Annotated in this window: 28 protein-coding genes, 1 pseudogene and 1 riboswitch; of the genes and pseudogenes, 17 read left to right on the top strand and 12 right to left on the bottom strand. The window is 75.0% G+C overall.

The annotated features are described in order from the left end of the window. Positions 1 to 29 precede the first annotated feature (29 nt). Genes CLV92_RS08150 through CLV92_RS08140 form a run of 3 tightly spaced genes read left to right on the top strand, consistent with a single transcriptional unit; the run spans position 30 to position 2,679 of the window. Positions 30 to 1,466 carry an AAA family ATPase gene (locus CLV92_RS08150; RefSeq protein ID WP_104432332.1) on the top strand — a complete coding sequence of 479 codons (1,437 nt, stop codon included), beginning with the start codon at positions 30 to 32 and terminating at the stop codon, positions 1,464 to 1,466. Then, complete coding sequence (locus CLV92_RS08145) at positions 1,463 to 2,116, top strand: DUF4276 family protein (RefSeq protein WP_104432331.1); 654 nt, start codon at positions 1,463 to 1,465, stop codon at positions 2,114 to 2,116. The genes CLV92_RS08150 and CLV92_RS08145 overlap by 4 nt, the downstream gene beginning before the upstream one ends. 29 nt (positions 2,117 to 2,145) lie before the next feature. After that, positions 2,146 to 2,679 carry a TIGR00725 family protein gene (locus CLV92_RS08140; protein WP_104432330.1) on the top strand — a complete coding sequence of 178 codons (534 nt, stop codon included), beginning with the start codon at positions 2,146 to 2,148 and terminating at the stop codon, positions 2,677 to 2,679. A gap of 318 nt (positions 2,680 to 2,997) precedes the next feature. Here CLV92_RS08140 and zapE read toward each other — a convergent pair whose 3' ends face one another. Continuing rightward, positions 2,998 to 4,068 carry a cell division protein ZapE gene (gene zapE, locus CLV92_RS08135; RefSeq protein ID WP_104432329.1) on the bottom strand — a complete coding sequence of 357 codons (1,071 nt, stop codon included), beginning with the start codon at positions 4,066 to 4,068 and terminating at the stop codon, positions 2,998 to 3,000. A 533-nt stretch (positions 4,069 to 4,601) separates the two neighbouring features. On the opposite strand from zapE, the gene CLV92_RS08130 reads away from it, so the two are divergent. The 3 genes and pseudogenes from CLV92_RS08130 to ribA all read left to right on the top strand — a co-directional run. Continuing rightward, positions 4,602 to 5,510, top strand: coding sequence for a sulfurtransferase (locus CLV92_RS08130; protein ID WP_104432328.1), 909 nt, complete (start codon positions 4,602 to 4,604; stop codon positions 5,508 to 5,510). Then, positions 5,510 to 5,980, top strand: coding sequence for a SufE family protein (locus tag CLV92_RS08125; RefSeq protein WP_104432546.1), 471 nt, complete (start codon positions 5,510 to 5,512; stop codon positions 5,978 to 5,980). The genes CLV92_RS08130 and CLV92_RS08125 overlap by 1 nt, the downstream gene beginning before the upstream one ends. An 86-nt stretch (positions 5,981 to 6,066) precedes the next feature. Then, positions 6,067 to 6,672 (top strand): annotated as a pseudogene (gene ribA, locus CLV92_RS08120) (GTP cyclohydrolase II); the annotation flags it as partial. 100 nt (positions 6,673 to 6,772) lie between these two features. On the opposite strand, the gene CLV92_RS20940 reads toward ribA, so the two are convergent. The 3 genes from CLV92_RS20940 to CLV92_RS08105 form a co-directional block, all read right to left on the bottom strand. Continuing rightward, on the bottom strand, positions 6,773 to 7,270 hold the full coding sequence (locus tag CLV92_RS20940; RefSeq protein WP_146099460.1) for a DUF4330 family protein: 498 nt from the start codon (positions 7,268 to 7,270) through the stop codon (positions 6,773 to 6,775). Positions 7,271 to 7,282: 12 nt separating this feature from the next. After that, positions 7,283 to 7,365, bottom strand: a riboswitch (cyclic di-GMP riboswitch). A 95-nt stretch (positions 7,366 to 7,460) separates the two neighbouring features. Then, positions 7,461 to 8,666: an alpha/beta hydrolase gene (locus tag CLV92_RS08110; RefSeq protein WP_104432327.1), complete on the bottom strand. Its 1,206-nt coding sequence runs from the start codon at positions 8,664 to 8,666 to the stop codon at positions 7,461 to 7,463. Next, entirely contained in the window at positions 8,663 to 9,052 is a 390-nt protein-coding gene (locus tag CLV92_RS08105; protein ID WP_104432326.1) for a DoxX family protein, read from the bottom strand. The genes CLV92_RS08110 and CLV92_RS08105 overlap by 4 nt, the downstream gene beginning before the upstream one ends. Before the next feature lie 97 nt (positions 9,053 to 9,149). Here CLV92_RS08105 and CLV92_RS08100 point away from each other — a divergent pair, with 97 nt between their 5' ends. Next, positions 9,150 to 9,638, top strand: coding sequence for a hypothetical protein (locus tag CLV92_RS08100; protein ID WP_104432325.1), 489 nt, complete (start codon positions 9,150 to 9,152; stop codon positions 9,636 to 9,638). 48 nt (positions 9,639 to 9,686) lie between these two features. Further along, positions 9,687 to 10,115: a peptide-methionine (R)-S-oxide reductase MsrB gene (gene msrB, locus CLV92_RS08095; protein ID WP_104432324.1), complete on the top strand. Its 429-nt coding sequence runs from the start codon at positions 9,687 to 9,689 to the stop codon at positions 10,113 to 10,115. Positions 10,116 to 10,188: 73 nt separating this feature from the next. On the opposite strand, the gene CLV92_RS08090 is transcribed toward msrB, so the two are convergent. Further along, positions 10,189 to 10,386, bottom strand: a complete 198-nt coding sequence (locus CLV92_RS08090) for a hypothetical protein (protein WP_146099459.1) — start codon at positions 10,384 to 10,386, stop codon at positions 10,189 to 10,191. A gap of 210 nt (positions 10,387 to 10,596) precedes the next feature. Here CLV92_RS08090 and CLV92_RS08085 point away from each other — a divergent pair, with 210 nt between their 5' ends. Next, positions 10,597 to 10,965: a hypothetical protein gene (locus CLV92_RS08085; RefSeq protein WP_104432322.1), complete on the top strand. Its 369-nt coding sequence runs from the start codon at positions 10,597 to 10,599 to the stop codon at positions 10,963 to 10,965. A gap of 87 nt (positions 10,966 to 11,052) precedes the next feature. On the opposite strand, the gene hemQ is transcribed toward CLV92_RS08085, so the two are convergent. From hemQ to hemE, 3 genes are read right to left on the bottom strand one after another with little or no spacing between them, the layout of a single operon-like run. Next, positions 11,053 to 11,748: a hydrogen peroxide-dependent heme synthase gene (gene hemQ, locus CLV92_RS08080; RefSeq protein ID WP_104432321.1), complete on the bottom strand. Its 696-nt coding sequence runs from the start codon at positions 11,746 to 11,748 to the stop codon at positions 11,053 to 11,055. Then, complete coding sequence (gene hemG / locus CLV92_RS08075; protein WP_104432320.1) at positions 11,745 to 13,205, bottom strand: protoporphyrinogen oxidase; 1,461 nt, start codon at positions 13,203 to 13,205, stop codon at positions 11,745 to 11,747. Before hemG ends, hemQ begins: the two co-directional genes overlap by 4 nt. Positions 13,206 to 13,208: 3 nt before the next feature. Continuing rightward, positions 13,209 to 14,330 (bottom strand): uroporphyrinogen decarboxylase, encoded by a 1,122-nt coding sequence (gene hemE, locus CLV92_RS08070; protein WP_104432319.1) that lies wholly within the window; start codon positions 14,328 to 14,330, stop codon positions 13,209 to 13,211. A gap of 119 nt (positions 14,331 to 14,449) precedes the next feature. Between hemE and CLV92_RS08065 the strand changes: the two genes are divergently transcribed. From CLV92_RS08065 to CLV92_RS08045, 5 genes are all read left to right on the top strand, one after another. Beyond that, positions 14,450 to 15,040, top strand: a complete 591-nt coding sequence (locus CLV92_RS08065) for a DUF3000 domain-containing protein (protein WP_245886566.1) — start codon at positions 14,450 to 14,452, stop codon at positions 15,038 to 15,040. A 136-nt stretch (positions 15,041 to 15,176) separates the two neighbouring features. After that, positions 15,177 to 15,779 (top strand): response regulator transcription factor, encoded by a 603-nt coding sequence (locus tag CLV92_RS08060; protein ID WP_104432317.1) that lies wholly within the window; start codon positions 15,177 to 15,179, stop codon positions 15,777 to 15,779. 88 nt (positions 15,780 to 15,867) lie between these two features. Next, complete coding sequence (locus CLV92_RS08055) at positions 15,868 to 17,199, top strand: HRDC domain-containing protein (protein WP_245886564.1); 1,332 nt, start codon at positions 15,868 to 15,870, stop codon at positions 17,197 to 17,199. A gap of 92 nt (positions 17,200 to 17,291) precedes the next feature. Beyond that, complete coding sequence (locus tag CLV92_RS08050; protein WP_104432316.1) at positions 17,292 to 18,098, top strand: methyltransferase domain-containing protein; 807 nt, start codon at positions 17,292 to 17,294, stop codon at positions 18,096 to 18,098. Positions 18,099 to 18,237: 139 nt separating this feature from the next. Next, positions 18,238 to 19,089 (top strand): hypothetical protein, encoded by an 852-nt coding sequence (locus CLV92_RS08045; RefSeq protein WP_104432315.1) that lies wholly within the window; start codon positions 18,238 to 18,240, stop codon positions 19,087 to 19,089. 41 nt (positions 19,090 to 19,130) lie between these two features. Here the strand turns inward: CLV92_RS08045 and dxs are convergent, their stop codons facing one another. Beyond that, positions 19,131 to 21,035, bottom strand: coding sequence for a 1-deoxy-D-xylulose-5-phosphate synthase (dxs, locus tag CLV92_RS08040; protein WP_104432314.1), 1,905 nt, complete (start codon positions 21,033 to 21,035; stop codon positions 19,131 to 19,133). A gap of 174 nt (positions 21,036 to 21,209) precedes the next feature. After that, entirely contained in the window at positions 21,210 to 21,617 is a 408-nt protein-coding gene (locus CLV92_RS08035; protein WP_245886562.1) for a hypothetical protein, read from the bottom strand. 65 nt (positions 21,618 to 21,682) lie between these two features. Between CLV92_RS08035 and CLV92_RS23215 the strand changes: the two genes are divergently transcribed. Both CLV92_RS23215 and CLV92_RS08025 read left to right on the top strand, forming a co-directional pair. Then, positions 21,683 to 21,961, top strand: a complete 279-nt coding sequence (locus CLV92_RS23215; protein WP_425433565.1) for a helix-turn-helix domain-containing protein — start codon at positions 21,683 to 21,685, stop codon at positions 21,959 to 21,961. 249 nt (positions 21,962 to 22,210) lie between these two features. Beyond that, positions 22,211 to 23,026 (top strand): integrase core domain-containing protein, encoded by an 816-nt coding sequence (locus CLV92_RS08025; RefSeq protein WP_146099457.1) that lies wholly within the window; start codon positions 22,211 to 22,213, stop codon positions 23,024 to 23,026. Positions 23,027 to 23,129: 103 nt separating this feature from the next. On the opposite strand, the gene CLV92_RS08020 is transcribed toward CLV92_RS08025, so the two are convergent. Together CLV92_RS08020 and CLV92_RS08015 are read right to left on the bottom strand one after the other, a co-directional pair. Next, positions 23,130 to 24,257 (bottom strand): hypothetical protein, encoded by a 1,128-nt coding sequence (locus CLV92_RS08020; RefSeq protein ID WP_146099456.1) that lies wholly within the window; start codon positions 24,255 to 24,257, stop codon positions 23,130 to 23,132. Then, positions 24,257 to 24,916: an RNA polymerase sigma factor gene (locus CLV92_RS08015; protein ID WP_104432310.1), complete on the bottom strand. Its 660-nt coding sequence runs from the start codon at positions 24,914 to 24,916 to the stop codon at positions 24,257 to 24,259. Before CLV92_RS08015 ends, CLV92_RS08020 begins: the two co-directional genes overlap by 1 nt. A gap of 344 nt (positions 24,917 to 25,260) precedes the next feature. On the opposite strand from CLV92_RS08015, the gene CLV92_RS21370 reads away from it, so the two are divergent. Beyond that, positions 25,261 to 25,431 carry an RNA polymerase sigma factor gene (locus CLV92_RS21370; protein ID WP_158257170.1) on the top strand — a complete coding sequence of 57 codons (171 nt, stop codon included), beginning with the start codon at positions 25,261 to 25,263 and terminating at the stop codon, positions 25,429 to 25,431. Positions 25,432 to 25,462: the final 31 nt, after the last annotated feature.

Genomic DNA, 25,462 nt, shown 5'->3' with positions numbered 1-25,462 from the left:
CACCATGATCGATTGACTATGCTGTCGCGGTGCTCACCCGGCTGGAAGTGCGGGGGTTCAAGAACCTCCTTGACGTGGACGTCGACTTCGGTCCTTTCACGTGCATCGCCGGCGAGAACGGAATCGGCAAGTCGAACGTCTTCGACGTGATCGAGTTCTTGTCGTTCTTGGCCTCTGAGACCCTCGCGGAGGCCGCCCAGCGGGTCAGGGCGGCCTCCGGCACTCGCTCCGGAGACCCCCGTGACCTGTTCTGGGACGGATACCGGAATCACCACCGGGTGATCCATCTCGCCGCCGAGATGTTGGTGCCTCGGCATGTCGAGGACGATCTCGGCGCAGAGGCGGAAGCCAGCACGACGTTCCTCCGGTATGAACTGTCGCTGGGGTACGAACCACCGGCCGGCGAGGGTAGCGTCGGCCGGATCGCCCTGCTGCGCGAGCACCTGAGCCACATCACCAAGGGCCAGGCCGCCCTGCACCTCAAGTTCCCGCACGTGGCGAAGTCGTTCAGGTCCGCCGTGGTGACCGGTGAGCGACGCGGAGGCCCGTTCATCTCCACGGAGGAGCGGGAGTCCGGAACGGTGATCAACGTCCACGGAGATGGCGGAAGCTTCGGACGGCCGCAGCCGAGGGGCGCTGCGCGGGCCGGCCGAACGGTGCTCAGCAGCGTGACCACGAACGACTACCCGACGATCCTCGCCGCTCGCCGCGAGATGCAGAGCTGGCGCCGCCTCGCTCTGGAACCGTCAGCGCTCCGCGCCCCCGACGGGTTCGACGCCCCGAGGTCGATGGCTCCAGACGGTCGCCACTTGGCAGCCACTCTCCACCGCATCGCTCACCAGGTCGGGTCTGACGGCAGCCAACGGCCGGAGGCGGTCTTCGCCCGGGTGGCCGGTCGGCTCTCCGACCTCGCGGGCGTGAGCGTGGACGGGGTGACGGTGGACTTGGACCCGGTGCGGGAGGTCTTCACGCTCTTCCTCAACGAGAACAAGTCCATGCGCCTGCCTGCACGCGCGTTGTCGGAGGGGACGCTGCGCTTCCTGGCTCTCTGCGTACTGCTCGAAGATGCCCAGGCGACCGGGCTCATCTGCATGGAAGAACCGGAGAACGGCATCCATCCCGTGAACCTCCCGGCCATGTTGGAACTGGTGCGTGACCTGGCCGTCGATCCCCGGCTGGCCCCTGACGAGGACAACCCCTTCCGGCAGGTCATCGTCAACACCCACTCGCCTGGAGTCGTGCAGCTGTGCGAGCCCGCTGACCTGTTGCGGGCGGAGACCGTGCTCGTGCCGCTCGATGACGGTGGCGCTGCTCGCGCCCTGGCCCTGCGACCGTACAAGGGGTCATGGCGCCTGCGGGGGGAGAGCGAGGCCGACAGCGCCGTGAAGAGCTTCACGGAGGCCGATGTGATTCCCTACCTCGTCGCGCCTCCCGGAGCGCAGCTCACGCTGCCCGTCGACGTATGAGCGATCGGACGCGCCCACGGACGGCGTTCTTCGCCGCCGAGGGCTCCAGCGATGCGCCGCTGGCCGAGATCGTGACGCGGCTCTTCCTCGACCGGGGCGTGCGGCTGCGGATCAGCGCGCCGGACTTCACCCTGCTCGGGGAACGAGTGGGCAGGGACGTGGCTTCGCGTGTCCGGGCTGGATGTCGGCTGATGCAGGGCAGGCCGGACGTGATCATCCTCCATCGGGACACCGACACCGCGGACGTGGCCGCGCGGCAGGAAGAGATGCGGCAGGCCCTCGATGCGTGCCAGCTGGAGAGCCACCTCGTGCCCGTGATCCCGATGCGCATGACAGAGGCGTGGCTGCTCCTCGACGAGGAGGCGATCCGCCGAGCGGCCGGGAACCCGGCTGGACGGGAACCACTGCACCTCCCGAGCGCCGCCGAGGTCGAGAGGCGCGCGGATCCCAAGGCGCTGCTGCGCGAGGTGCTCCTCGCCGCATCCGGAGAGCGAGGGCGGCGCCGGGAACGCGTGGCCAAGCGCTTCGAGCAGCAGCGGCGCTTGCTGCTCGAGAACCTCGACTGCGAGGGACCGGTGACGCGCTTGTCGGCATGGCAGCAGATGCTCGAGGGGATCGACCGCGTAGCCTCCGACCTGAGAGATTCGTGAACCAGTCCCCGGTTCCTCGAAACCGCACGATGCCCGGCGAGCGACCGCTGGTGCGCCGCTTGCAGATCGGCGTCGTCGGTCCCGGTGACGACGCCACACCGCATCAGCGGGAACTCGCCCACCGCGCCGGAAACCTGCTCGCCCGGAGCGGCGCCGTGGTGGTCTGCGGCGGGCTCGGCGGAGTGATGGACGCCGCGGCGGCGGGGGCGGCGACAGCCGGTGGGACGAGCATCGGGATCCTCCCCGACGCCGACGCCGACCGGGCGTCGCGGCACCTGACGCACGTCGTCTGCACCGGCATCGGTGAGGCGCGCAACTTCGTGCTGGTGAACTCCTGCGACGCGATCGTGGCCGTGGGCCTCAACCCGGGCACCGTCGTCGAGGTCGTGCACGCGCTGCACAAGGCGGGCGGGCCGGTGGCCGGGGTGGACCTGGACCCGGCGGTGGCGTCGGGGACGGTGCTCGCCGGACTGGTCGACTGCGGCGACCGCGTGGAGGAGGCCGTCACGGACGCGCTGCGCCGGGCCGACGAGCGGGTGAGACCGGAGCCATCGTCGTCCTGAGCCACCAGGGGCTCCCCGTTCCTGCGAACTCTTCGCAGGAAGGCGGCGGCGCAGGTCGCTCGTCCCAGCCCGCCCGGAAGCCCCGTCGTCCCGCACCGGCCCGTCTCCCGACAGCGCCCCCGCAGCGGGCGCGCCCACCCAGGCCCTCGGCGCCTCCCGCCGCTGGACCCGCGGGGACACCCGCCGCCTCGGCAGCCTGCTCGGCGTCGTGGCGGCCCTGCACATTGTCGGGCGCGGCGGTGTGGCGCTGGCGCAAGCCGGCTGCGTCCCACTGACGACGCCCGCTGACCGGGCGGGCCCAGCGGGCGGGCAGCGCCCTCAGCGCCGCAGCGACGCCCCCTCGCGCGCCAGCGCGGAGAGCCGCGAGACCGCCCGCAGGTACTTCTTCCGGTAGCCGCCGCGCAGCAGCGCCTCCGTGAAGAGCCGGTCGAAGGGCTCACCGGAGGGCACCACCGGGATGTCGCGGTCGTAGAGGCGGTCGGCCAGCACGACCAGCCGCAGCCCCACCACGTCGTCCGCGACCGTCGTGACGTCCTGCACGCACACGGCGGTCACACCCTCGACCATCGCCCCGTAGCGGCTGGGGTGCACCCGGGAGAGGTGCTCCAGCAGCCCCGTGAAGGAGTCCAGCGTCGCACCCGGCTGCGCGGCGGCGACCTCGGCTACCGCACCGGAGGGCAGCGGCTGCGGCGCCGCGGGCAGCCCCCGGTGGCGGTAGTCCTCCCCGTCGACGCGCAGCACCTCGAACTGCGAGGCCAGCGCCTGGATCTCCCGCTGGAAGTCCTGCGCGGCGAAGCGGCCCTCCCCCAGCGCGTCGGGCAGCGTGTTCGACGTCGCCGCCAGCCGCACGCCCCGGTCCACCAGCTCGCGCATCAGCCGCGACATCAGGACCGTGTCGCCCGGGTCGTCCAGCTCGAACTCGTCGATGCAGACCAGCGCGTTGCCGCCGAGGGCGTCCACGGCCGGGCGGAAGCCCAGCGCGCCCACCAGGTTCGTGTACTCCACGAACGTGCCGTAGGCGGCCGGGCGCCCGCCCTCGGTGCTGACCTGGTGGAACAGCGACGACAGCAGGTGCGTCTTGCCCACGCCGAAGCCGCCGTCGAGGTAGCGCCCCGGCGACTGCGGGGCGCTGCGGCCGCGGCGGAACATGCCCAGCAGGCCGCCACCACCACCGCCGCCGCCGCCCGCCGTGATCTCCTGCCCGAAGGCGCCGAGCCGCTCCACGGCCTGCGCCTGCGTCGGCTGCGCCGGGTCGGGCACGTAGGTGCTGAAGCGCACGTCCCCGAAGCGGGGCGGGGGCACCAGCTCGGCGACCAGCTGCTCGGGGCGGACCCGGGGGTCGCGGTCGACGAGGCGCGCGGGGGCGGCGAGATCGGCGGCAGCGGTCACAGCGCGAGCGTAGTGAGGTGCCGCAGGAGCCACCCGACGGGCGCCGCAGCAGCCGTCACCCGACGGGTGCTGCCGCAGGAGCCACCCGCCGGGTGCTGCCGCAGGAGCCACCCGCCGGGTGCTGCCGCAGGAGCCACCCGCCGGGCGCCGCAGCAGCCGTCACCCGATGGGTGCTGCCGCGCCCGTCACCCGATGGGTGCTGCCGCGCCCGTCACCCGATGGGTGCTGCCGCGCCCGTCACCCGATGGGTGCTGCCGCGCCCGTCACCCGATGGGTGCTGCCGCGCCCGTCACCCGATGGGTGCTGCCGCGCCCGTCACCCGATGGGTGCTGCCGCGCCCGTCACCCGATGGGTGCTGCCGCGCCCGTGCGTGGTCGGCGCCCGGCCGGTGGTCTGGGACACTTCGGGCGGCGGGGAACGCCGGGACGGGCCCCGGTGTTGCCGCTCGACAGCAGGACGATCCGACCGCTGGACGACGAGCGCCGGCGCCCGCCCGGGCGCAGCACCAGCACGAGCACCTCAGGAGGACATCCGTGGCCCTGCCCCACGACCCCGACCCGAAGCTCGCCGAGTACGCGCACCCCGAGCGCCTCGTGACGACCGGGTGGCTGGCCGAGCGCCTGGGCACCCCCGGCCTCGTCGTCGTCGAGAGCGACGAGGACGTCCTGCTCTACGACACCGGCCACATCCCCGGCTCGGTCAAGGTCGACTGGCACACCGAGCTCAACGACACCGTCACCCGCGACTACCTCGACGGCGCCGGCTTCGCCCGGCTCATGTCCGCCAAGGGCATCGGCCGCGACACCACCGTCGTCATCTACGGCGACAAGAACAACTGGTGGGCCGCCTACGCGCTGTGGGTGTTCACCCTCTTCGGCCACCCGGACGTGCGCCTCCTCGACGGCGGCCGCACCAAGTGGATCGAGGAGGGCCGGGAGCTGACCCGCGACGTGCCGCAGCCCGGGCCCACCGACTACCCGGTCGTCGAGCGCGACGACTCCGCGATCCGCGCCTTCAAGGACGACGTGCTCACCCACCTCGGCGGCGCCATGGTGGACGTGCGCTCCCCGCAGGAGTACACCGGCGAGCGCACCCACATGCCCGACTACCCCCAGGAGGGCACCCTGCGCGGCGGGCACATCCCCGGGGCGCAGAGCGTGCCGTGGGCGCGGGCGGCCGCCGAGGACGGCACCTTCAAGCCGCGCGCGGAGCTGGAGGCCATCTACCAGCAGGAGAAGGGCCTCTCCCCCGACGACGACGTGATCGCCTACTGCCGCATCGGCGAGCGGTCCAGCCACACGTGGTTCGTCCTCACCCACCTGCTCGGCTTCTCCAAGGTCCGCAACTACGACGGCTCCTGGACCGAGTGGGGCAACACCGTGCGCGTGCCGATCGCGGTCGGCGAGGAGCCCGGCACCGTGCCGGCGAAGGGCGGGAAGTGATGGTCAACCTGACGGGGCCCGACACCGAGGGCCTGTCCCCCAAGCTCGCGGAGATCGTGGAGGAGTTCCACGCCGTCTCCGAGCGCGACCGGCTGAAGCTGCTCCTGGAGTACTCCGACGGGCTGCCGCCGCTGCCGGCGCACCTCGAGGGACACCCGGAGCTGATGGAGCAGGTGGAGGAGTGCCAGTCCCCCGTCTTCGTCAGCGTCGAGCTGGACGGCGAGGACCGCGCGCACCTGCACTTCTCCGCCCCGCAGGAGGCGCCCACCACCCGCGGCTTCGCGGGTGTGCTGCGCGAGGGCCTGCACGGCATGTCCGGCAAGGAGGTCCTCGACGTGCCCGAGGACTTCTGCGCCCGCCTCGGCCTCATGCAGGCCATCAGCCCGCTGCGCCTGCGCGGGATGACGGGGATGCTCGGGCGCGTCAAGCGCCAGGTGCGGGCAGCGCACGCGGCAGCGCAGGTGCAGTGACCCTTCCCCTCACGCGCACGCCGGACGGCCCCGGCGCCGGTGGTCCCGGCGCCGGGGCGACCCCCGCGCGCGCCGGCGCGGTGCCCGGCGCCGCGGTGACGGTGACGCGCGTGGCGTCGACCCGGCTGCCGACGACGCGGGGGGAGTTCACGGCCGTGGCCTACCGGGACTCCGCCGGGGCCGAGCACCTGGCGCTGGTCGCCGGGGACGTCGCCGAGGGCTCCGGGGTCCTGGTGCGGCTGCACTCGGAGTGCCTGACGGGCGACGTGCTGGGCTCCCTGCGCTGCGACTGCGGCCCGCAGCTCGACGCCGCCCTCGCCGCCGTCACGGCCGAGGGCCGCGGTGTCGTGGTCTACCTGCGCGGGCACGAGGGGCGCGGCATCGGCCTGGCCGACAAGATCGCCGCTTACGCCCTGCAGGAGGCCGGCCGCGACACCGTGGAGGCCAACCTCGACCTCGGCCTGCCCGTGGACGCCCGGGACTTCTCCGGCGCCGCGGCGGTGCTGCGCGACCTCGGGGTGCGCGACGTGCGCCTGCTGACGCACAACCCCGCCAAGGTGGCGGCGCTGGCCGCGCACGGCGTCGACGTGGTGGAGCGGGTGGACCTGCCGGTGGCCGCCACCGGCGACAACGTCGACTACCTGCGCACCAAGCGCGACCGCATGGGCCACCGCCTGCCCGGCGTCCCCTGAGCACCCGGCGGGAGGGGTCCCACCCCGCACGCAGCACGGCCCCGGAACCGAGGTTCCGGAGCCGTGCTGCGTGCTCAGGCCGTCGCGGCCGCGCCGGACGTCACGGCGTGGGCGTCGGCTCCGGCGTGGGCGTCGGGGTCGGGGTCGGCTCGGGGGCCGGCGCCGGCGCCGACTCGGCGGCGGAGGCCGCCACCCGGGCCACCGTGTAGGTGGCGTCGACCTTCACGCCCTTGACCTGGACGCGGTCGCCGACCAGCACGGCCGACAGCTCCACGACGGCGTCGTCCCGGGTGATCTTGGCGTCCTTCGCCACGGTCACGGTGAGCGGCTTGTCGCGCAGGGCCTTGTTCCTGCCGCCCTTCACGGTGAACGTGAGCGTCCCCGCCGCCGCGTCGACGGCGGTGACGGTGCCGCCCGCCCGCAGCGAGACGACGGCCTTGCGGGCCTTCTTCGCCGGCTTCTTCTTCGTCTCGCCGGCCGCGGCGACGGCCGCGGTGCGGCCCTTGTCCGGCCCGGCCGCGATCGCCGCACCCCCCGCGGGCAGCGTGAGCCCGAGGACGAGAGCTGCGACGACGGTGGCCCTGGTGCTGCTGCGCATGCGGTGGTTCCCTTCGGTGGCCGGGCTGCCTCGCCTGGCGGTGAGGCCCCGTGGCTTTGCGTCCCCGCCTCACGACGGGTTTGCCCTTCTCTGGCAGGCGGATGCCCCGGCTCACCATCGGCGGAACCGCGTCGCCGGTCGAGGGTCCGGCCCCCCGATCCACCCGAAAGGCCGTGTGCCGGCCCCCCGCTCAGCCCCCGCCGGTCGCGCCCGGTGGCAGCACGCCGTGACGACGCAGGAATCCCCCCACCGCCGACTCCCACGCCGCGGGGTCGAGGTTCCACTCCTTGGTGTGCAGCACCCCGCTGCTGGGCACGTGCGTGACCAGGTCGGGGCGCGCCTGCGCCAGCCGCCGGGAGGGACCGGACGGCACCACCTCGTCGTCGTCGCTGTGCAGGAGCAGCAGGGGCAGGTGCAGCTCCGCCGCCCGCGCCACCCAGTCCAACCGGGCCAGGTCGAGCGGGGCGTCCACGCCCACCAGCCGGCGTCCCTGCGGGTGGGCCATCAGCCGCGCCCCGTAGCGGCCCAGGCCGGCGGGCAGGTGGTGGCGCCGCGCCTGGTGCTCGATGACGTCGTGCCAGTCGAGGACGGGGCCGTCCAGCACCAGCGCGGCGACGCGCCCCGCCAGCGGTGAGCGGGCGACCAGCTGCAGCACGATCGCCCCGCCCATCGACCACCCGCCCAGCACGATGCGCTCCGCGCCGCGGGCCAGCGCGAACGCCACCGCCGCCTCGACGTCGCGCCACTCGGTGTCGCCGAGGCCGTAGCGGCCCGCCGGGGAGGGCGGGGCACCGGCGTCGTTGCGGTAGCCGGGCACCAGCACGTCCAGCCCCGCGCGGTGCAGCATCGGCACCGGGCGCAGCGCCTCCTCCCGGGTGGCGCCGCGCCCGTGCACCAGCACCGCGCAGGTGCGCGCCGGGAGCGGGTCCGCCCCCTCGGCGGCGGCAACCCACCACGCGGGCAGCGCGCCGACCTCGGAGTCGACGACGACGTCCTCGTGCCCGATGCCGAGCGCCGAGGTGGGCGTCCCGCAGTAGTAGTACTGGTTCCACCGCGCCGGGCCCGGCGTGACGCAGCCGCGGTCCACGCCCAGCAGCGCGCGGGTCACCCGGCCGCGCGCGGGGTCGGAGGCGACGACCTCGCCGAGGCGGACGTGCCCGGCCCCGCCCCGGGTCCACAGCCCGTAGCGCCCCGGGGCGCAGGTCTGCACGTCCGCGCGCAGCACCACCCGCTCCCCCGAGACGTCCAGCACGTGCACGTCGTCGGGCCGACGGCGCGCCGGGGTCACGACCCTGCGCGTCAGCAGCAGCGCCAGACCCGTCGTGGCCACCGCCGCGGTCGCCACCGCACCGGCCCCCACGGCCCCGGCCGTCACCGCGCGCCGGGTCGCGCTCACGGCCTGCCCTCCTCCGCCGCGCGCAGCGCCCAGCCGACGAGGACGGCCTGCAGCGGCAGGCGCGCGAGGGTGCCCCACCGCCAGGCGCGGGACGCTCCCCGGCGGTGCGCGTCCAGCGCCATCTTCCCGTTCGCGGGGAGCACGGCGACGAAGAAGAGGGCAGCGGCCTCCCCGCTCCGCCGGCGCGAGCGGGGATGCAGCAGGCCCGCGCCCAGCAGCAGCTCACCCACCCCGGAGGTCAGCGTCCAGAACCGCGCTCCGCCGGGCAGCGCGGAGGGCACGATCCGGTCGAACGGCGCCGGCCTCAGCAGGTGGGTGGTCCCCGCCGCCAGCAGCAGCGCGGCGAGGGTGGTGGAGGCGGTGCGCCGCCGGCCGTCGCTGGTCATGACCCGATCCTGCCCGATCGCCGGATCGTGCCGCGGCGGCTCCCTCGGTAGCGTGCCGGACGAGCGCCGCCGTGATCACGACAGCCGAGGGGAACACGTGACCGACACCATCGTCGTCCTGACCGAGGAGGCCCTGGGCCCCGACGACGCCGCACGCATCGCGTCCCTGCACGAGGGCGAGGAGGTCGCCTACCTGGTCCTCGTGCCCGCCGACACCGAACGCAGCGTGCTGGCGGACCTGCTGGACCACCTCGCGCTCGGGCAGCTGCGGGAGGCGCTGGGGGCGGTGCGCGGCGGCCCGGCCCCGGAGCAGGCCCGCGCGAACGCCGAAGGCGCCCTCGCCCGCTCCCTGGCCGCCCTGCGCCAGGCCGGTCTGACCGCCGACGGCGGCACCACCGGCGACGACCCCCTGCCCGCGGTGCGCGCGGCGGTCGCCGGTGAGGGGCGGCCCGCCCGCGAGGTCGTCGTCGTCACCCGCGTCCACGCCGTGGAGGACACCTTCCACACCGACTGGGCGTCGCGGGCCCGGGACGAGCTGGGGGTCCCGGTCCTGCACGTGTACGCGGGCACCCCCCGGCTGGGGTGAGGGGTGCGCTGGTGGAACAGGGTCCGGGGGCGGGGAGTTGAGCAGGACGTGAGCACCCACGAGACCAGCGGCCGCAGCTACCCCGTCCGGAAGAGCGACGCGGAGTGGCGCGCTGAGCTCAGTCCGGAGGAGTACCAGGTGCTCCGGCTGGCGGGCACCGAGCGCCCGTACACCGGCGAGTACGAGGACACCACCACCGAGGGCGTCTACGCCTGCCGGGCCTGCGGGGCGGAGCTGTTCACCAGCGAGACGAAGTTCGCCTCGCACTGCGGCTGGCCGTCGTTCTTCGACCCGAAGGACTCCTCCGCGGTCGAGCTCATCCAGGACCGGACCCTCGGCATGGTCCGCACCGAGGTGCGCTGCGCCACCTGCGGATCGCACCTGGGCCACGTGTTCGAGGGCGAGGGCTACCCGACGCCGACGGACCAGCGCTACTGCATCAACTCCGTCTCGTTGCGCCTGCGGCCGAAGGCCTGACTGCCCGCTGCCGCTCCTCCACTCCCGGTGGACTGCGGGTGTGCGAAGGCGGGCGGCCCTGTCGGCGGGCGCCTCAGGCCCCCTGCACGCCGGCGATGAAGGCGTCGATCTCGTCCATCCAGCGCTGCTCGCCGCACTCGGAGCACGGCGGGACGCCGCGCACCACGCGGCAGCGGATGATCGAGAAGACCCGCCCCGTTCCGCAGGCGGCGCACCAGTGCTCGTGCCGGTAGCGGGGGTCCTGGCACCCGCCTCCTGGCTGACCGTCCACGCCCACTCCCTCCGCTCGTCCTGAGGGCAGCGTCCGGCACGGTGGGCCGGCGGCGGGACATCACCGCGGGGATCCACTCCTGCGGCGCACAGCGCGACCCGTTCGCGTCGCGGCGACCGCACGCAGCGTGGCCGGACGCACCGCCGGAGCGGTCGTCGGCACCCGCTCGCCCGGCGTGCGTCGGCCAGCGGTGCGGGGCAGGGTGGAGGCATGAGCGCAGAGATCCCCGCCAACGGCATCGACCCGGAGCTGGACGCCCTCGACGACCCCGACCTGCGCCAGCACGACAGCGAGATCACCGACGAGGACCAGCCCGGCAACCCGGCCGACCCCCGCGGCCTCGCCACCGACACGCTCGACGGCGACGACGAGAGCGAGACCTTCGAGCCGGACCACCACCTGTCGAACGCGACCGGGCTCCTCATGGACGACACCGCCGTGGACCCGATCGAGCAGCGCCTCGCACAGGAGGAGCCGGACGTCGGGGACATCGGGGCGGCGAGCACCGGCCCGGACCACGTCGCGGAGGCCGACACCTTCGACGCCAACGTCGTCGACAAGCAGGTCGGGCACGGCTGAGCACCACCGCTCCCCCGACACGCGGAAGGGGCCCCTCGGCACCGCGCTCGGTGTCGAGGGGCCCCTGCCGCGTCGAGGGGGTCGGCGTCAGGGCAGCTCGGCGACCAGTTCCGCCAGCGGCACGCGGGGGCCGGTGAAGAACGGCACCTCCTCGCGCACGTGGCGGCGGGCCTCGGTGTTGCGCAGGTCCCGCATGAGGTCGACGATCCGGTGCAGCTCGTCCGCCTCGAACGCGAGCATCCACTCGTAGTCGCCCAGCGCGAAGGCGGACACCGTGTTCGCGCGCACGTCCGGGTAGGGGCGCGCGGCGAGGCCGTGGTCGCGCAGCATCTTCTTCCGCTCGTCCTCGGGCAGCAGGTACCACTCGTAGGAGCGCACGAACGGGTACACGCACAGGTAGCCGCGCGGCTCCTCCTGCGCCATGAAGGCGGGCACGTGGCCGCGGTTGAACTCCGCCGGCCGGTGCAGGCCGACGACCGACCAGACGGGCTCCAGGTGCCGGCCGAGGTGGGTGCGCCGCAGCCGCCGGTACGCCTCCTGCACGAGCTCCACGCTCTCGGCGTGCCACCACACCATGAGGTCGGCGTCGGCGCGCATGCCCGCCACGTCGTAGAAGCCGCGCACGACCAGGCCCTTGCCGGCCAGTTCGTCGAGCAGCGCCTGGACCTCGGCGGTCAGCCCGTCGCGGTCCTCCCCGAGGGACTCGCGGACCGCGAACACCGACCACATCGTGTACCGGATGCTCTCGTTGATCTCCTGCGCGGTGAGGGGCGTCTGCGTCATGGCTCCATCCTCCCCCCGGCCGCCGCGGCCCCGGGGGCCACCCCCGCCGCGGCCAGCTGCGCCAGCAGCTCCTGCGCGGCGCGCTCCGCGGCGGCGACGCAGGCGGGCACGCCCACCCCGTCGAGCACGGACCCGCACACCGCCAGCCCGGGCACGTCCGCCACCGCCGCCCGCAACCGCCGCACCCGCGCGGCGTGGCCGACGGCGTACTGCGGCAGGCCGGCTCGCCAGCGCACCAGCGCCGCGTCGACCGGCCGCAGCTCGCGGCCCAGCAGCCGGGAGGCGTCCGCGGTGGCGGTGCGCAGCAGGTCGTCGTCGTCGCGGTCGAGGACGGCGTCCTCCCCGGCCCGGCCCAGGGAGACGCGCAGCACCCGCACGTCGCTGCGCTGGGCCCGCACCCAGTCCCACTTGGACGCCGAGAGGGTCAGCGCCTTGGCCTGCAGGCCCTCCCGGGCGCCCTCGGCGGGCGGGACGAGCACCCCCGAGCCGTCCAGGCCCGCGAGCTGGGCGGTGGGCACCGCGAGGGCGGCGAGCGCCGTGCTCGCGGTCTCCACGGGTGCGAGTTCCGCCGCGGCGGCGGGTGCCGCGGGGGCGAGCAGCCGGGCGGCGACGGGGGCGGGCACGGCGAGGACGACGGCGTCGGCGCGCTCGGTGCCGGCGCCGGTCTCCACGGCCCAGCCGGCGCCGGTGCGGGCGAGCGCGCGCACGTCCACCCCGCAGCGCACGGCGCCGCCGGCGGCGGTCAGCGCGTCGCGCACCGCGTCGGGCAGCCGCGCCACTCCCCCGGAGATGCCCGCGAACACCGGGGCGGCGACGGTCCCCGGCGCGGAGGTCCGCTCCTGCACCGCGTGCAGGAGGGAGCCGCCGCGCGCGGCGTGCGCCCACAGCTGCGGCGCGGCGGCCTGCAGGGACAGCGCCGCGGCGCGCCCGGCGTAGACACCGCCGAGGAGGGGCTCGACGAGGCGGGCGACCACGGCCGGTCCCATGCGCGAGGCCACGTACGCGCCGACTGCCACGTCGTCGGCGAGGGGTGGGGCGGGGAGACCGGGCTCGGCGGCCACCCGGGCCACGTCGGCCTCGGTGAGCAGGCCCTGCAGCCGCTCGGGGTGGCCGGGGACGCCGAGCAGCGTGCCCGGGGGCAGCGGGTGCAGCCGCCCGTCCACGCGCAGCGCCGCCCGGGTGGTGGCCGGCTCGACGAGGTCCGCTCCGAGGCCGACGGCGCGGGCGAGGGCGACCGCCTCGGGGCGACGGGCCAGCAGGGACTCGGCGCCGGTGTCGAGGACCACCCCGCCGACCTCGGCGCGCTGCAGGACCCCGCCGGTGCGGGGTGCGGCCTCCAGCACGAGGACGTCGGCGGCGGCGGCCAGTCGCAGGGCCGCCGTCAGGCCGCTGATGCCGCCGCCGACGACGACGACGCGCGGCCGCGACGACGGTGGCACCGGGATGGGGGTGGTCACGGCTCAGCCCACCGGCTGGGCGGTCTCCCGCCGCGCAGGCACCCAGGCGTGGACCTCGTCGACGACGCGCTGGAGGACGTCGGGATCGGCGGTGGGCGGGACGCCGTGGCCGAGGTTGAACACGTGCCCCGGTGTGCGGTCGCCGGCGGCGAGGACGCCCCGCACCGCCTCGGTGAGCACGTCGGCGGGCGCGAAGAGCAGCGCGGGGTCGAGGTTGCCCTGCACCGCCACGGGACGCCCCGCCCCGGCGCGGGCGCGGCGGGCGCCCTCGTCGAGGGGGATGCGGAAGTCGACGCCGAGCACGTCCACGCAGGCGGAGCCGTCGGGTGCGGCCATGTCGGCCAGCAGCTCCCCCGTCGCGGTGCCGAAGTGGGTGCGCGGCACGCCGAGGTCGGCGACGGCCGCGAGCGCGGCGGCGGAGTGCGGGGCGACGAGGCGGCGGTAGTCGGCGGCGGACAGCGCCCCCACCCAGGAGTCGAACAGCTGCACGGCCGAGGCCCCGGCCTGCACCTGCGCGCGCAGGAACGCGCCGGAGATCTGCGCGAGGCGGGCGAGGAGGTCGTTCCAGAGCTGCGGGTCGCCGTGGGCCAGCGCCTTGGTGCGCAGCAGGTCGCGCGACGGGCCGCCCTCGACGAGGTAGCTGGCCAGGGTGAAGGGCGCCCCGGCGAAGCCGATGAGGGGGGTGGGGCCCAGCTCGGCGACGAGCAGGCGCACGGCCTCGCCGATGTGCCCGAGCTGCTCGGGGTGCAGCTCGGGCAGGCGGTCGAGGTCGGCGCGGGTGCGGATGGGTTCGGCGATGACCGGGCCGGTGCCGGCGACGATGTCGAGGTCGAGGCCGACGGCCTCCAGGGGCACGACGATGTCGGAGAAGAAGATCGCCGCGTCCACGCCGTAGCGGCGCACGGGCTGCAGGGTGATCTCCGTGACCAGCTCGGGGCGGCGGCAGCTCTCCAGCATGCCCACGTCGCGGCGCACGGCCCGGTACTCCGGCAGGGAACGGCCGGCCTGCCGCATGAACCAGACGGGGACGCGGTCGGACGGGAGGCCCCGGCACACCCGCAGGTAGGGCGATTCCGGGCCGGTCGGGTGCGGGGCGGGCTGCTGGGAGGGGGGCGTGGCGGGCACCCGCCGATGCTCCCACGGGCCGGGAACGGCGGCGGGCGGCGGCGGTGCGGATGCGCGGCGACTCGCGGATCCGGCGCGCCGCGCCCGCAAGCCGGGAGGTGCTGCTTATGGTCGTCGCCGTGAGCGCGCCCCGTGTCCCCGCCCCCCGGCTGTCGTCCTTCGACCGTGCCGTCGCGGAGATGCACGACGTCCGTCTGCGGGCCGAGATCAGCGTCAGCGAGGTCCCGGCGCCCGCCCGCATCGCGCCCCGTGCGGCGGCCCTGGCGGGCGACGTCGTGGTGCACGACGAGGAGGTGGCCACCGGCCGCTTCATCCTGCTGCACGACCCCGCGGCGCCGGCGGAGTGGGGTGGGACCTTCCGCGTGGTCACGTACGTTCGCGCCGACCTGGAGCCGGAGTTCGGCGAGGACCCGCTGCTGGGCCAGGTGGGTTGGGCGTGGCTGGAGGAGGGCCTGTCGCAGGCGGGCGCGCGGGCGGTCGGCACGGGCGGGACGGTGACGCGGGTCCTGTCGGAGGGCTACGGGGAGCTGGCCGAGCGCCCCGCCTCGGTCGACGTGGAGGTCCGGGCGTCGTGGACGCCGGTCCTCGCCGACGACGGCGACGTGGCCGTCGGTGCCCACCTGCAGGCGTGGGCGGCCCTGCTGTGCGCGGTGGCGGGCCTGCCGCCGCTGCCGGAGGGCGTCTCGGCGTTGGCGCAGCGGATGCGCTGAGCGCCACCTCGCGGCGTGCCGGGTGGGCGCCGCGAGGCGAACACCGCCATCCAGGTCAAGTCCCCCTGCCGGGCGACCGATGCACCTCCTGAAGGGAACCGCGCGGTGCGGCTCCCCGTGTCCGCAGGAGGACTCGATGACTGCCCTCGTGGAACGGCCCGGCATGGCGGTGCCCTCTCGCCTCGGCCGGTTCGCGGCTCTCGTGGCGGTCGCTGACCCCGCGACCCGGGAGTCCGTGACCCGCACCCTGCGCCTCCTCGGCGCGGCCAACGTGGAGCACGCGACCAGCGTCGCCCAGGCCCGTGCGCTCGCCCGCACCGGCCCGCGCGCCCTGTTCGTGGCCGACGCCGGCCTGCCCGACGGCTCCGGCGCCCAGCTCGTCTCCGAGCTGCGCGCTGCGGGCTGGAACCGCTGCGTGGTCCTGTCGACCAACGCCGACCCGTTCGCGGTGCGCGGCGCGGTCGCGGCCGGTGTGCGCTGCTACCTGGTGACCACGCGCCCCGAGGGCGCCGGCCCCGACGCCCGCCAGGGCGACAACGGCGTCGACAGCCTCTCGGAGCGCGAGATCGAGGTGCTGCAGCACGTCGCCGACGGCCGCTCCAACAAGGACACCGGCGCCCTGCTGGGCCTGTCCGCGCTGACGGTCAAGAGCCACCTGGCGCGCATCGCCCGCAAGCTCGGCACCGGTGACCGCGCGGAGATGGTCGCCATCTGCCTGCGCTCCGGCGTCATCCAGTGACCGCCGCGTCCTGACGGGTTCCCCCGTCGGGACGCGCCGTTCGGCAGCCGCCCCCACCGGGCGCACCTCTGGTGCGTACGGTGGGGGCGTGTCAGTTCGAGGACGCGACGAGATCCCCGCCGCGGGTGCGGCGGACGGCGACGGGGCGCAGGCGGTGGACGCGCCGCCCCTGCCGCTGCTCGACGCGCCCGCGGGCGGGCTCCCCGACGTGGTCGTCGACGAGGCCGGCCTCGCGGAGGTGGTCGCGGCGATGCGCGCGGGCACCGGGCCGGTGGCGGTGGACGCGGAGCGAGCCTCGGGCTACCGCTACGGCCAGCGCGCCTTCCTGGTGCAGCTGCGCCGTGCCGGCGCCGGCACGGCGCTCATCGATCCCACCCCCCTGCCCGACCTGTCGTCGCTGGGGGCGGCGCTGGAGGGCGTGGAGTGGGTGCTGCACGCGGCCAGCCAGGACCTGCCGTGCCTCGCCGCGCTGGGGATGCGCCCGGACGAGCTGTTCGACACCGAGCTCGGTTCCCGTCTGGCGGGCCTGCCGCGGGTGGGGCTGGCGGCGGTCGTGGAGGAGCTGCTGGGCATCCGCCTGGCGAAGGAGCACTCGGCGGTGGACTGGTCGACGCGGCCGCTGCCGGCGCCGTGGCTGACGTACGCGGCGCTCGACGTGGAGGTGCTGCTGGAGCTGCGCGACGCCCTCGCGGCGCGGCTGGCCGCGCAGGGGAAGCTGGAGTGGGCGCGGCAGGAGTTCGCGGCGGTCGCGGCGGCGCCCCCGCCGGTGCCGGCGGCCGACCCGTGGCGGCGCGTCTCGGGGCTGCACGCGGTGCGCTCGCGGCGGCAGCTGGCGGTGGTGCGGGAGCTGTGGCTGGCGCGGGACGCGGCGGCCCAGGAGCAGGACACCTCTCCGGGGCGGCTGCTGCCGGACTCGGCGATCGTGGCGGCCGCCCGGGCGACGCCCCGCTCGGCGCGGGACCTGCTGGCCCTGCCGGGGTTCAAGGGGCGGGCCGCGCGCAGCGGGGTGGAGCGCTGGGCCGAGGCGGTGGCGCGGGCGCTGGAGCTGCCGGAGGCGGAGCTGCCGGTGCATCCGCCGCGGGGCGACGGGCCTCCCCCGCCGCGGGCGTGGGCGGCGCGGGAGCCGCTGGCGGCGGCGCGGCTGGCTGCGGGGCGGACGGTGGTGCAGGGGCTGGCGGAGCGCCACGGCCTGCCGCAGGAGAACGTGCTGCAGCCGGATGCGCTGCGCCGGCTGGCGTGGTCGCCGCCGGAGCCGGCCGGGGCGGAGCAGATCGCGGCCGCGCTGGCGGAGCGCGGGGCGCGGCCGTGGCAGCGGGAGCTGGTCGCCGCACCGCTGGCGGAGGCGTTCGCCGCGGCGCGGGCCGAGGACGTGGCAGGGGACGTGGCAGCGGACGTGGTGGCGGGCGACGCCGGGTCCTGACCACCCGCCTCGTCTCACAATTTGATACCGCCGTTTCACATCATGGACGTGATCGCTAGGGTCGGCCTCCCACCACGGAGAGCGGAGCCACCATGAGCAGCACCGGCGAGTACGTCCACGGCCACGCGCCCTCGGTCCTGCGCACCTACGACACGCGCACCGCCGAGAACTCCGCCGCCCACCTGCTCCCCCACCTGCGCCCCGGCACGACGCTGCTGGACGTGGGCTGCGGGGCGGGCTCCATCACCGCCGACCTCGCCGCCCTGGTCGCACCCGGCGCCGTCGTCGGCGTCGACACCTCCGCAGAGGCGCTGGACGCCGCGCGGGCGCACTGCGCGCGCAGGGGCGTCGAGGGGGTCACCTTCACCGCGGCGGACGCGACCGCGCTGCCCTTCCCCGACGACAGCTTCGACGTCGTCCACGCCCACCAGGTCCTGCAGCACCTGCCCGACCCGGTGGCCGCCCTGCGGGAGATGCGCCGCGTCTGCCGCCCGGGCGGGTACGTCGCCGCCCGCGACGCGGACTACGCCGCGATGACCTGGTACCCCGCCGAACCCGCCCTGCAGGAGTGGCGCGCCCTGTACGACGCGGTCGCCCGCACCCGGGGAGCCGAGCCGGACGCCGGTCGCCGCCTGCTCTCCTGGGCCCGCGAGGCCGACTTCCGCGACGTCACCGCCGGGGCGTCGACGTGGTGCTACGCCGACCCCGCCGGGCGGGAGCTGTGGGGCGGGTCCTGGGCGCAGCGGATCCTGGAGTCGGGGACCGGCCGCAGCGCCGTCGAGAGCGGCCTGGCCACGCAGGCGGACCTGGAGCGCATCTCGGCCGGGTGGCGGGCGTGGGCCGCGGCGGAGGACGGCTGGTTCACGATCCTGCACGGCGAGGTGCTCTGCCGTCCCTGACGGTGAACGGGTGCGCCCGCGCGGGTGAGGACGGGCGCGGCGGCTCCCCACGGGCACACCGCTCGGCCGTCCTCCGAACGGCGCAACGGTGACCGTCCGTGGCATGCCGCCCCGAGCGGGGGCGAACTACGGTCGGCACATGCCCACCTCCCCGGAACCCGCCACGTTGCGCGCGACCCTGCGCCGCGCCGTGCTCGCCGTGGTGGTCGTGGACGACCTGGACCTGCTGCCCGGCGACGACGGCGTGCAGGTGCCCGTCGCCGGCGGTGACCCGCTGGTGCCGTGGACGGAGGTCGCCGCGGCCGCGGGCGCCCCCGCCGGACCCGCCTCGGCGCGACTGCGGGTGCGCGACTGGGTGCTCGCCCACCGCACCCTGCAGGAGGAGGTCGCGGCAGGCACGGACCCGTGGGCCCTGCTGCTGCCGCTGGCGCTGCCGGTGACCTCCGCCGCGCACCTGGGCCCGGCCTGGGCGAGCCGCCCCGTGCTGGGCGGCGCGATGGACCTGGGCCTGGGGGTGCGGCTGCCGTTCCCGCCGCCGGGCGCGCAGCGGGTGGTGCCCCTGCCGCGGCCGGTGGCGGCGCGCGTGGGCCTGGGCCCCGACGCCGACGGCGGCCAGCCGAGCGGGGCGCTGAGCTACCTGGAGCGGATGGGCGAGTACGCCGCCCAGCGCCTGCGCCGCGACAAGGGCGTCCGGGGCGGGGGCGTCCTTCGTCCCGTGGGCGGCTGCGACGTGCCGACGCTGCTGGCGGCGGAGTCGCTGCGCTCGTTCGTCGTCGGCGACGACGAGTGCGGCATGCGCGCGGTGGCGGTGCCGCGGCGCGAGCGCGGCTGGTTCGACCTGGCCCGCGTCGACCCGGCGTTCGTGGGGGCGGCGTGGTCGGCCACCGAGGTGGAGGACCGCGCCTTCCCCCGCGCCGTGCTCGTCACCCGCCACGAGGTGGCGATGCCCGAGCCGACGCTGGACCTGACCCGGCAGTCGCTGGAGGTCTGAAGCCCCCGCAGGCGCCGCCCGGGGGCGGCGCCGGTCGGGCGTCAGGCCGTGCCGGCGGGCGCGTCGACCTCCTGCAGGCGGGCGACGGCCTCCACGATGCGCAGGGAGACCGCCTGCGGCGCCAGCCCGGCCTCCTCCAGCACCTCGTCGCGGGTGCCGTGGTCGAGGAAGCGCTGCGGCAGGGCGAACGTCAGCACGTCGGCGGTGACGCCCTCGCGGCGCAGCAGGTCTGCCAGCGCGCCGCCGACGCCCCCGGCCTCCCCGCCGTCCTCCACGACCGCCACGTGGCGGTGGAGGCGGGCGAGGTCGACGAGCGCGGCGTCCAGCGGCACCACCCAGCGCGGGTCGACGACGGTGACGCCGACGCCCTGCGCGCGCAGCCGGGCGGCCACGTCGAGGCAGGTCGGCACCATCGAGCCCACGGCGACGAGCAGGACGTCGTCGCCCTCCGCCCACGAGGGCCCCTCGAGGACGTCGACGCCGCCGGTGCGGGCGATGGCGGGCAGGTCGGCGGGCACCTTGCCCTTGCTGAAGCGGACGACCGTGGGGGCGTCGGTGACGTCGAGCGCCTCACGCAGCTCCTCGCGCAGGGTGGTGGCGTCGCGGGGGGCGGCCAGGCGCAGGCCGGGCACGATGCGCAGCAGCGCCATGTCCCACATGCCGTGGTGGCTGGCCCCGTCGGGTCCGGTCACCCCGGCGCGGTCGAGGACGAAGGTGACGCCCGCCCGGTGCAGCGCGACGTCCATGAGGACCTGGTCGAAGGCGCGGTTGATGAACGTGGCGTAGACGGCGACCACCGGGTGCAGGCCGCCGGCGGCCATGCCGGCCGCGGCGGTCACGGCGTGCTGCTCCGCGATGCCGACGTCGAAGACCCGGTCGGGGTGGGCGCGGGCGAAGGCGTCGAGGCCGACGGGGGCGAGCATCGCGGCGGTGATGCCCACGACGTCGTCGCGCTCGGCGCCGATCGCGACCATCTCCTCCGCGAACACGCTCGTCCACGAGGAGCCGGAGGACGCCTGCGCCTCCCCCGTCTCGGGGTCGATGACGCCGACGGCGTGGAAGTGGTCCAGGTCGTCGTCGAGGGCGGGACGGTAGCCGCGGCCCTTCTGGGTGATGGCGTGCACGATGACGGGGCCGCCGTAGGCGCGGGCCCGGCGCAGCGCGTGCTCCATCGCAGTGACGTCGTGGCCGTCGACGGGGCCGACGTACTTCAGCCCGAGGTCCTCGAAGAGGCCCTGGGGCGCGACGATGTCCTTGATCCCCTTCTTCATCCCGTGGAGGGTGTCGTAGGCGAGGCGCCCGGGACCGCCCGCGCGGCGCAGGGTGCCGCGGCCCCACTCCAGGAACTTCTCGTAGCCGCTGGTGGTGCGCAGCGTCGCCAGGTGCGAGGCCAGGCCGCCGATGGTGGGCGCGTAGGAGCGCTCGTTGTCGTTGACGACGATGATCACCGGCCGGTCGCCGGCGGCGATGTTGTTCAGCGCCTCCCAGGCCATGCCGCCGGTCAGGGCGCCGTCACCGACGACGGCGACGACGTGGCGGTCGATCTCGCCGCGCAGCTGGTGGGCGCGCGCCAGGCCGTCCGCCCAGGACAGCGACGTGGAGGCGTGGGAGTTCTCCACGACGTCGTGGGGGCTCTCGGCGCGGCTGGGGTACCCGGAGAGGCCGCCGCGGGCGCGCAGCCTCGTGAAGTCCTGGCGCCCCGTGAGCAGCTTGTGCACGTAGGACTGGTGACCGGTGTCGAAGACGATGCGGTCGCGCGGGGAGTCGAACACCCGGTGCAGGGCGATCGTCAGCTCGACGACGCCGAGGTTGGGGCCGAGGTGGCCGCCGGTGCGGCTGACGGACGCGACCAGGAAGTCGCGGATCTCCCCGGCGAGCTGCTCGAGCTCGTGCTGGTCGAGCTTGCGCAGGTCCTGGGGTCGGGTGATCGATGCGAGCAGCCCCATCCGGGGTGTCCTCCTGGGGTGCGGCCGTGCGCCTCGCCGGGGCGGGCGCGGACGGGGCCTCGGCGGCCTCGCCGTGTCGAGTGTAAGAGCAGGTCGCGGACCCGGCCGCCCGGCGCGGGCGCCCCCGCAGGATCCTCACAGTCGCCCCCCGTTCACCGTCACCCCGGGTGCGGGTCACAGTCGCGGCACGTAGCGGCGGCCGTGCAGCGCCTCCTGCAGCAGCGCCACGGCCCGCCGCACCCGGCGCAGGCGCAGGTCCTCCCGCTCCAGCAGCTCGAAGACGCGCGGGGCCATCTCCACGGGCAGCACGTCGCTCAGGTCCACCCGGGCGGTGGCGACGGCCCGCCGCACCGCCTCCGCCTGCGCGTCGACGTGGTGGGCCACGAGCCACACGAGCAGCACGGGGTGCCGGCGCGCCGCCGGGTACGCCCGGTACTCCGGAGGCGCCTGGTCGAGCAGCCACGCCACCGCGCTCGCCTCGAAGTCCGGGGCCGCCGGCGGGAGGACCCCCGGCGGCCACCCCGGCGGGGCGCCCGGGACCCGCGGCGCGGCGCCACGACCGGAGCGCCGCTGATCGAACATGCGTTCGACCCTAGTGGGTTGTGGTGCTTCAAGATATGTGGCATGACCAGAGCCCTAGTTAGCTTGTGGTCCGGTGTGCCGTGAGCCGGTCGCGGCCCCGCCTGGTCAGCTCCGACGTCCAGCTCTCCGTGGTCTTGGCAGTACTGGCCGGGGAGCTGTCCATGACCGAGGCGGCCCGCCGCCACGGGGTCAGTGCCATCACCGTCGATGCATGGCCGGACCGCTTCATCGCCGCGGGTCGGGAAGGGCTGGTGGCGAAGAAGCCCGGCCCGCCAGGGCCCGGCACGATGATCGAGAGGCGGTTGCGGGGCGGAGAACGAGCAGCTCAAGCTCGCCCTGGCTGAGACGACCATCGCGCTGCGGATCCTGCAGACCGCCACCCACTACCCAGAGACCTCCGGGACAGGAGCAACCTCACCGGGGTCGCGGGGCCCTTCGGAGTCCTCGAGGCCCTGAGGGGCGAGGCAGGCTTGCCGGTCTCGAGGTTCGCCAAGCTGGCTGGGATCCCGGAGCGGACCTACCGCCGCCGGCTCACCCGCTACCGCCGGCTCGGTCCCGAGCATCCTGACCGCGGTCCTTGGCCGTCTCCGAAGGTGGACGCCGTGGAGGCGCTGGCGGCGAAGGACGCCGCGGACTGGCCGGCGTGGGGCCATCGCAAAAACGCCGCCCTCATGCGTGCTGACGGCCAGCAGGTGTCCACCTCCACCGTCCGCAGGGCGCTGCTGCGACGCGGTCTGCTGCTGTCGTCGGGCTTCCGGGCTGACCGCAAGGCGTGGTCGATGGTGCGCCGCCGCGTCTTCCACGACCCGCCCATGGTGAGGAACCGGCTGTGGCAGATGGACTTTCCCCCGCAAGCGGGAGGTACCCCCACCTCGTTCGAGACCCCCACCGGCGGCATCTGGCGGCTCTGCGCGGTCGTGGACTACGCCACGAAGTTCTGCCTCGCTGTCACCGTGACGACGACGAGTCGCGGCGGCGACGCCGTCGCCTGCGTCCGGGCGGCCGTCGACGCAGCGCAACGGCAGCTGAACTTGGAGGACCTGCGGGCCGACCGCGGCAGTGTCGAGGTCCTCGACGAGGCCACCGGGGAGCTCCTCGACCAACCCGCACCCATCGCGCTGGTCACGGACAACGGGCCGTGCTTCCGCGGAGACACCTTCGCGCAGCTGTTCACCGGCCCAGACCCGCTGCTGCGGCACGTCCGCACCAGAGTCAGGAGCCCGCAGACCAACGGGGTCGTGGAGCGCTTCTTCGGCACGCTCAAGTACGAGCACCTCTACCGCGCGATCATCGACGACGGCGATGCCCTCGCGGTAGAGGTCAACCTGTTCCGACATACCTACAACACCCGCCGACCCCACCAAGTCCTCGGCGACCGCACCCCGCGCGACGCCTACCGGATCCCTTGAATGCGAAGGCGAAGTTCATCGACTCAGCGTTGACGCTCCTGCACCAGTGTCAGGACCAGAAGGGCGGCGCCGGTACGAGACAGCGCCGCCCTCGCCGTTCCGATCAGCCGCCGGCCCTGGTGTCGACGGCCGGGTCCGCGAAGCGCGGGTCGTCCGGCGTCACGGGCTGCAGAGTGCGCATCAGCGGCACCAGGTCGCGGTAGCCGGTGCTGTCGCGGCTTGCTGTGCCGAAGACGGTGGCGGTGAGGTCGGGGGTGATCTGCCAAGCCACTCCGCCGGGGACGCCGCCGTTGCTGACGCCCGTTCCGAGGGTGCCGTTGATGTCGAAGATGCCCTGGTCTTCGAGTGGGCCGGTGCTCAGAGCGGCCGACCAAGGGGTGAGGCCTGGACCGACCTGGATGTGCATCCCCGGGGCGTCGAAGTCCTGTGAGCCCTCCACGTTCGCCCCGGGAACCTCGTAGCGGACGGTGTAGGTGGCCACTGCTCCCTTCGGCTCGGGAGGCAGGGCGATGTTCTCCATGTCGGGCAGCTGCTGGGCCAGTCCCTCAATGCCGTCGTTGAGGACGACGTGCTCAGCGACCTGAGCAACGGTGCGCGGATCCATGCCGGCCGCGGTGATCACCCAGTGCTCCGAGCCGGTGCTCCAGGACTGCACGACGCCCCAGTCCGTGACCCGCACGCGCGCCGGCTGCCCGGCGACCTCGGTTATGCGCACGCCCTGCTCGCCGTCGCGCAGGTCCATGGGCAAGCCCGCGGCGTTGGGTCCCCAGACGGTCAGGGCCTTCTCGGCGCGGCCGCGATCCGGGGCCAAACGCAGGAAGCTGGCCGCCGGCCAGGCGCCCCGGTTGCAGGCGGTGACCTCCACGATCGCGCCGGCGAGCACCGTCTCCGGTGGTGCTTCGGGCAGGAGGTGGAGCAGCTCCGGGACCTTCTCGAAGGCGGGGTAGCTGAACGCCGACTGTTCGTCGCAGTTGGTCGGCGCCTCGGTCGGCACGGGGAGGCTGTACGCGACCAGCCCCATCGCGGGGCCCCGCTGCCCGAGCTCGGTCCCGTGGGTGATGACGACGGCGACAGCCACAGCGGCGGCCAGGCCGGCCGATGCGCCGATGAGCGACAGGCGGCGGGGGGTGCGCTGCTTGGAGGTCGCTTGCAGGGTGGTAGCTGCCTCCCGCTGGAGGTAGCGGGTCATCGCGTCCTTGCGTCGAGGGTCCATGGGCGGCGTGGTGAGCATCACGGGGTCTCCTGCGCAGTCGTGGGCGCGGCCTGAGCTGAGGTGAGGGCGACGGTGGGCCTGCCGAGGTGGAGGGCCGTGACCGGGGACGCGGATGCCTCACCGGGTGGGTCTTCCTCGAGGAGTTGGCGCAGGCGAGCACGGGCGCGGGACAAGCGAGACCGGACCGTGCCGATCGGGACACCGAGAGCGACGGATGCGGCGGCGTAGTCCAGGCCCTGGCCGACGCAGAGGGCCAGGACGTCCTGGTCGGCGGGCTTGAGGCGGGCGAAGGCCCGCTGGGCACTGTCCAAGGCCGTCGCGCCGTCGAGCCGTTCGGCGACCTCGTCGGCGTGGTCGGGCGTGGTCAGCTCAACGGGTAGCCGCGCTAGGGCCGCCCGGTGGCGCCTCGCGGTGCGCCAGCGGTGACGCATGGTGTAGGCGGCGACGGAGAGGAACCACGGCAGCAGCGAGTCGCCGTGCAGCTCGACGTCCTGGCGCCGGCGCCATGCCTCGAGGAAGACGATCGAGAGCAGGTCATCGGCCGCGTCCAGGGAGCCGGTACGCCGGTGACAGTAGGAGCGCACCGCATGCTCGTGGCGCTGGAAGAGGACACCGAAGCACTCCACCTCCCCGGCCGCGGCTCGTGACCACAGCTCGTCATCTGGTGCTTCATCCACAGGGGTCACACCTCCCTATGGCCGCAGCATGCGACGAGTTCCATCCCAATCTGCGGGAGGCGTCAGGCCACCGGCAGCCACGATGGTGCCAGCACCGGACCCTTCCGCGCCGACAGCGCTTCCACCAAGTAGGTGACGTACCAGGACGACCGGCGGGCCTCTTCGGGCAACGACTCCTGCCGTGACGCCAGGCGTCTCGTCACACCGTTCACGCCTTGCTGCGCATGTCGCGCCCAGCGCTCCAAAGCGAGTAGCCAAGATCGACTGGACACGCCGTGACGGTAGGTGGCGCAAAGTAGTTGGGAGCGTCGGGGTGGCTGCGGGCACTTCATGATGTGACCCTCATGAACGAGCTGAGCGACGGAGAGCTGTGGCAGCGCGCTGCCGACGGCGACCCCGAGGGCTTCGGCGTCATCTTCGACCGGCATGCCCAGGCGGTCCGCTCGTACTGGGGTCTGCTGCATGATCCGGTGTCAGATCAGGTCACGCGGCCTGATTGGCCGGTGCGGTCATGATGGTCTCGTACTCGATAGGGGTCAATCGGCC

Origin of the sequence: Kineococcus xinjiangensis (assembly GCF_002934625.1) — a bacterium.
Classification (GTDB): Bacteria; Actinomycetota; Actinomycetes; order Actinomycetales; family Kineococcaceae; genus Kineococcus_A; species Kineococcus_A xinjiangensis.
Note: the sequence above shows the minus strand (reverse complement) of the source record. Positions and strands in the feature narration are given on the sequence as shown.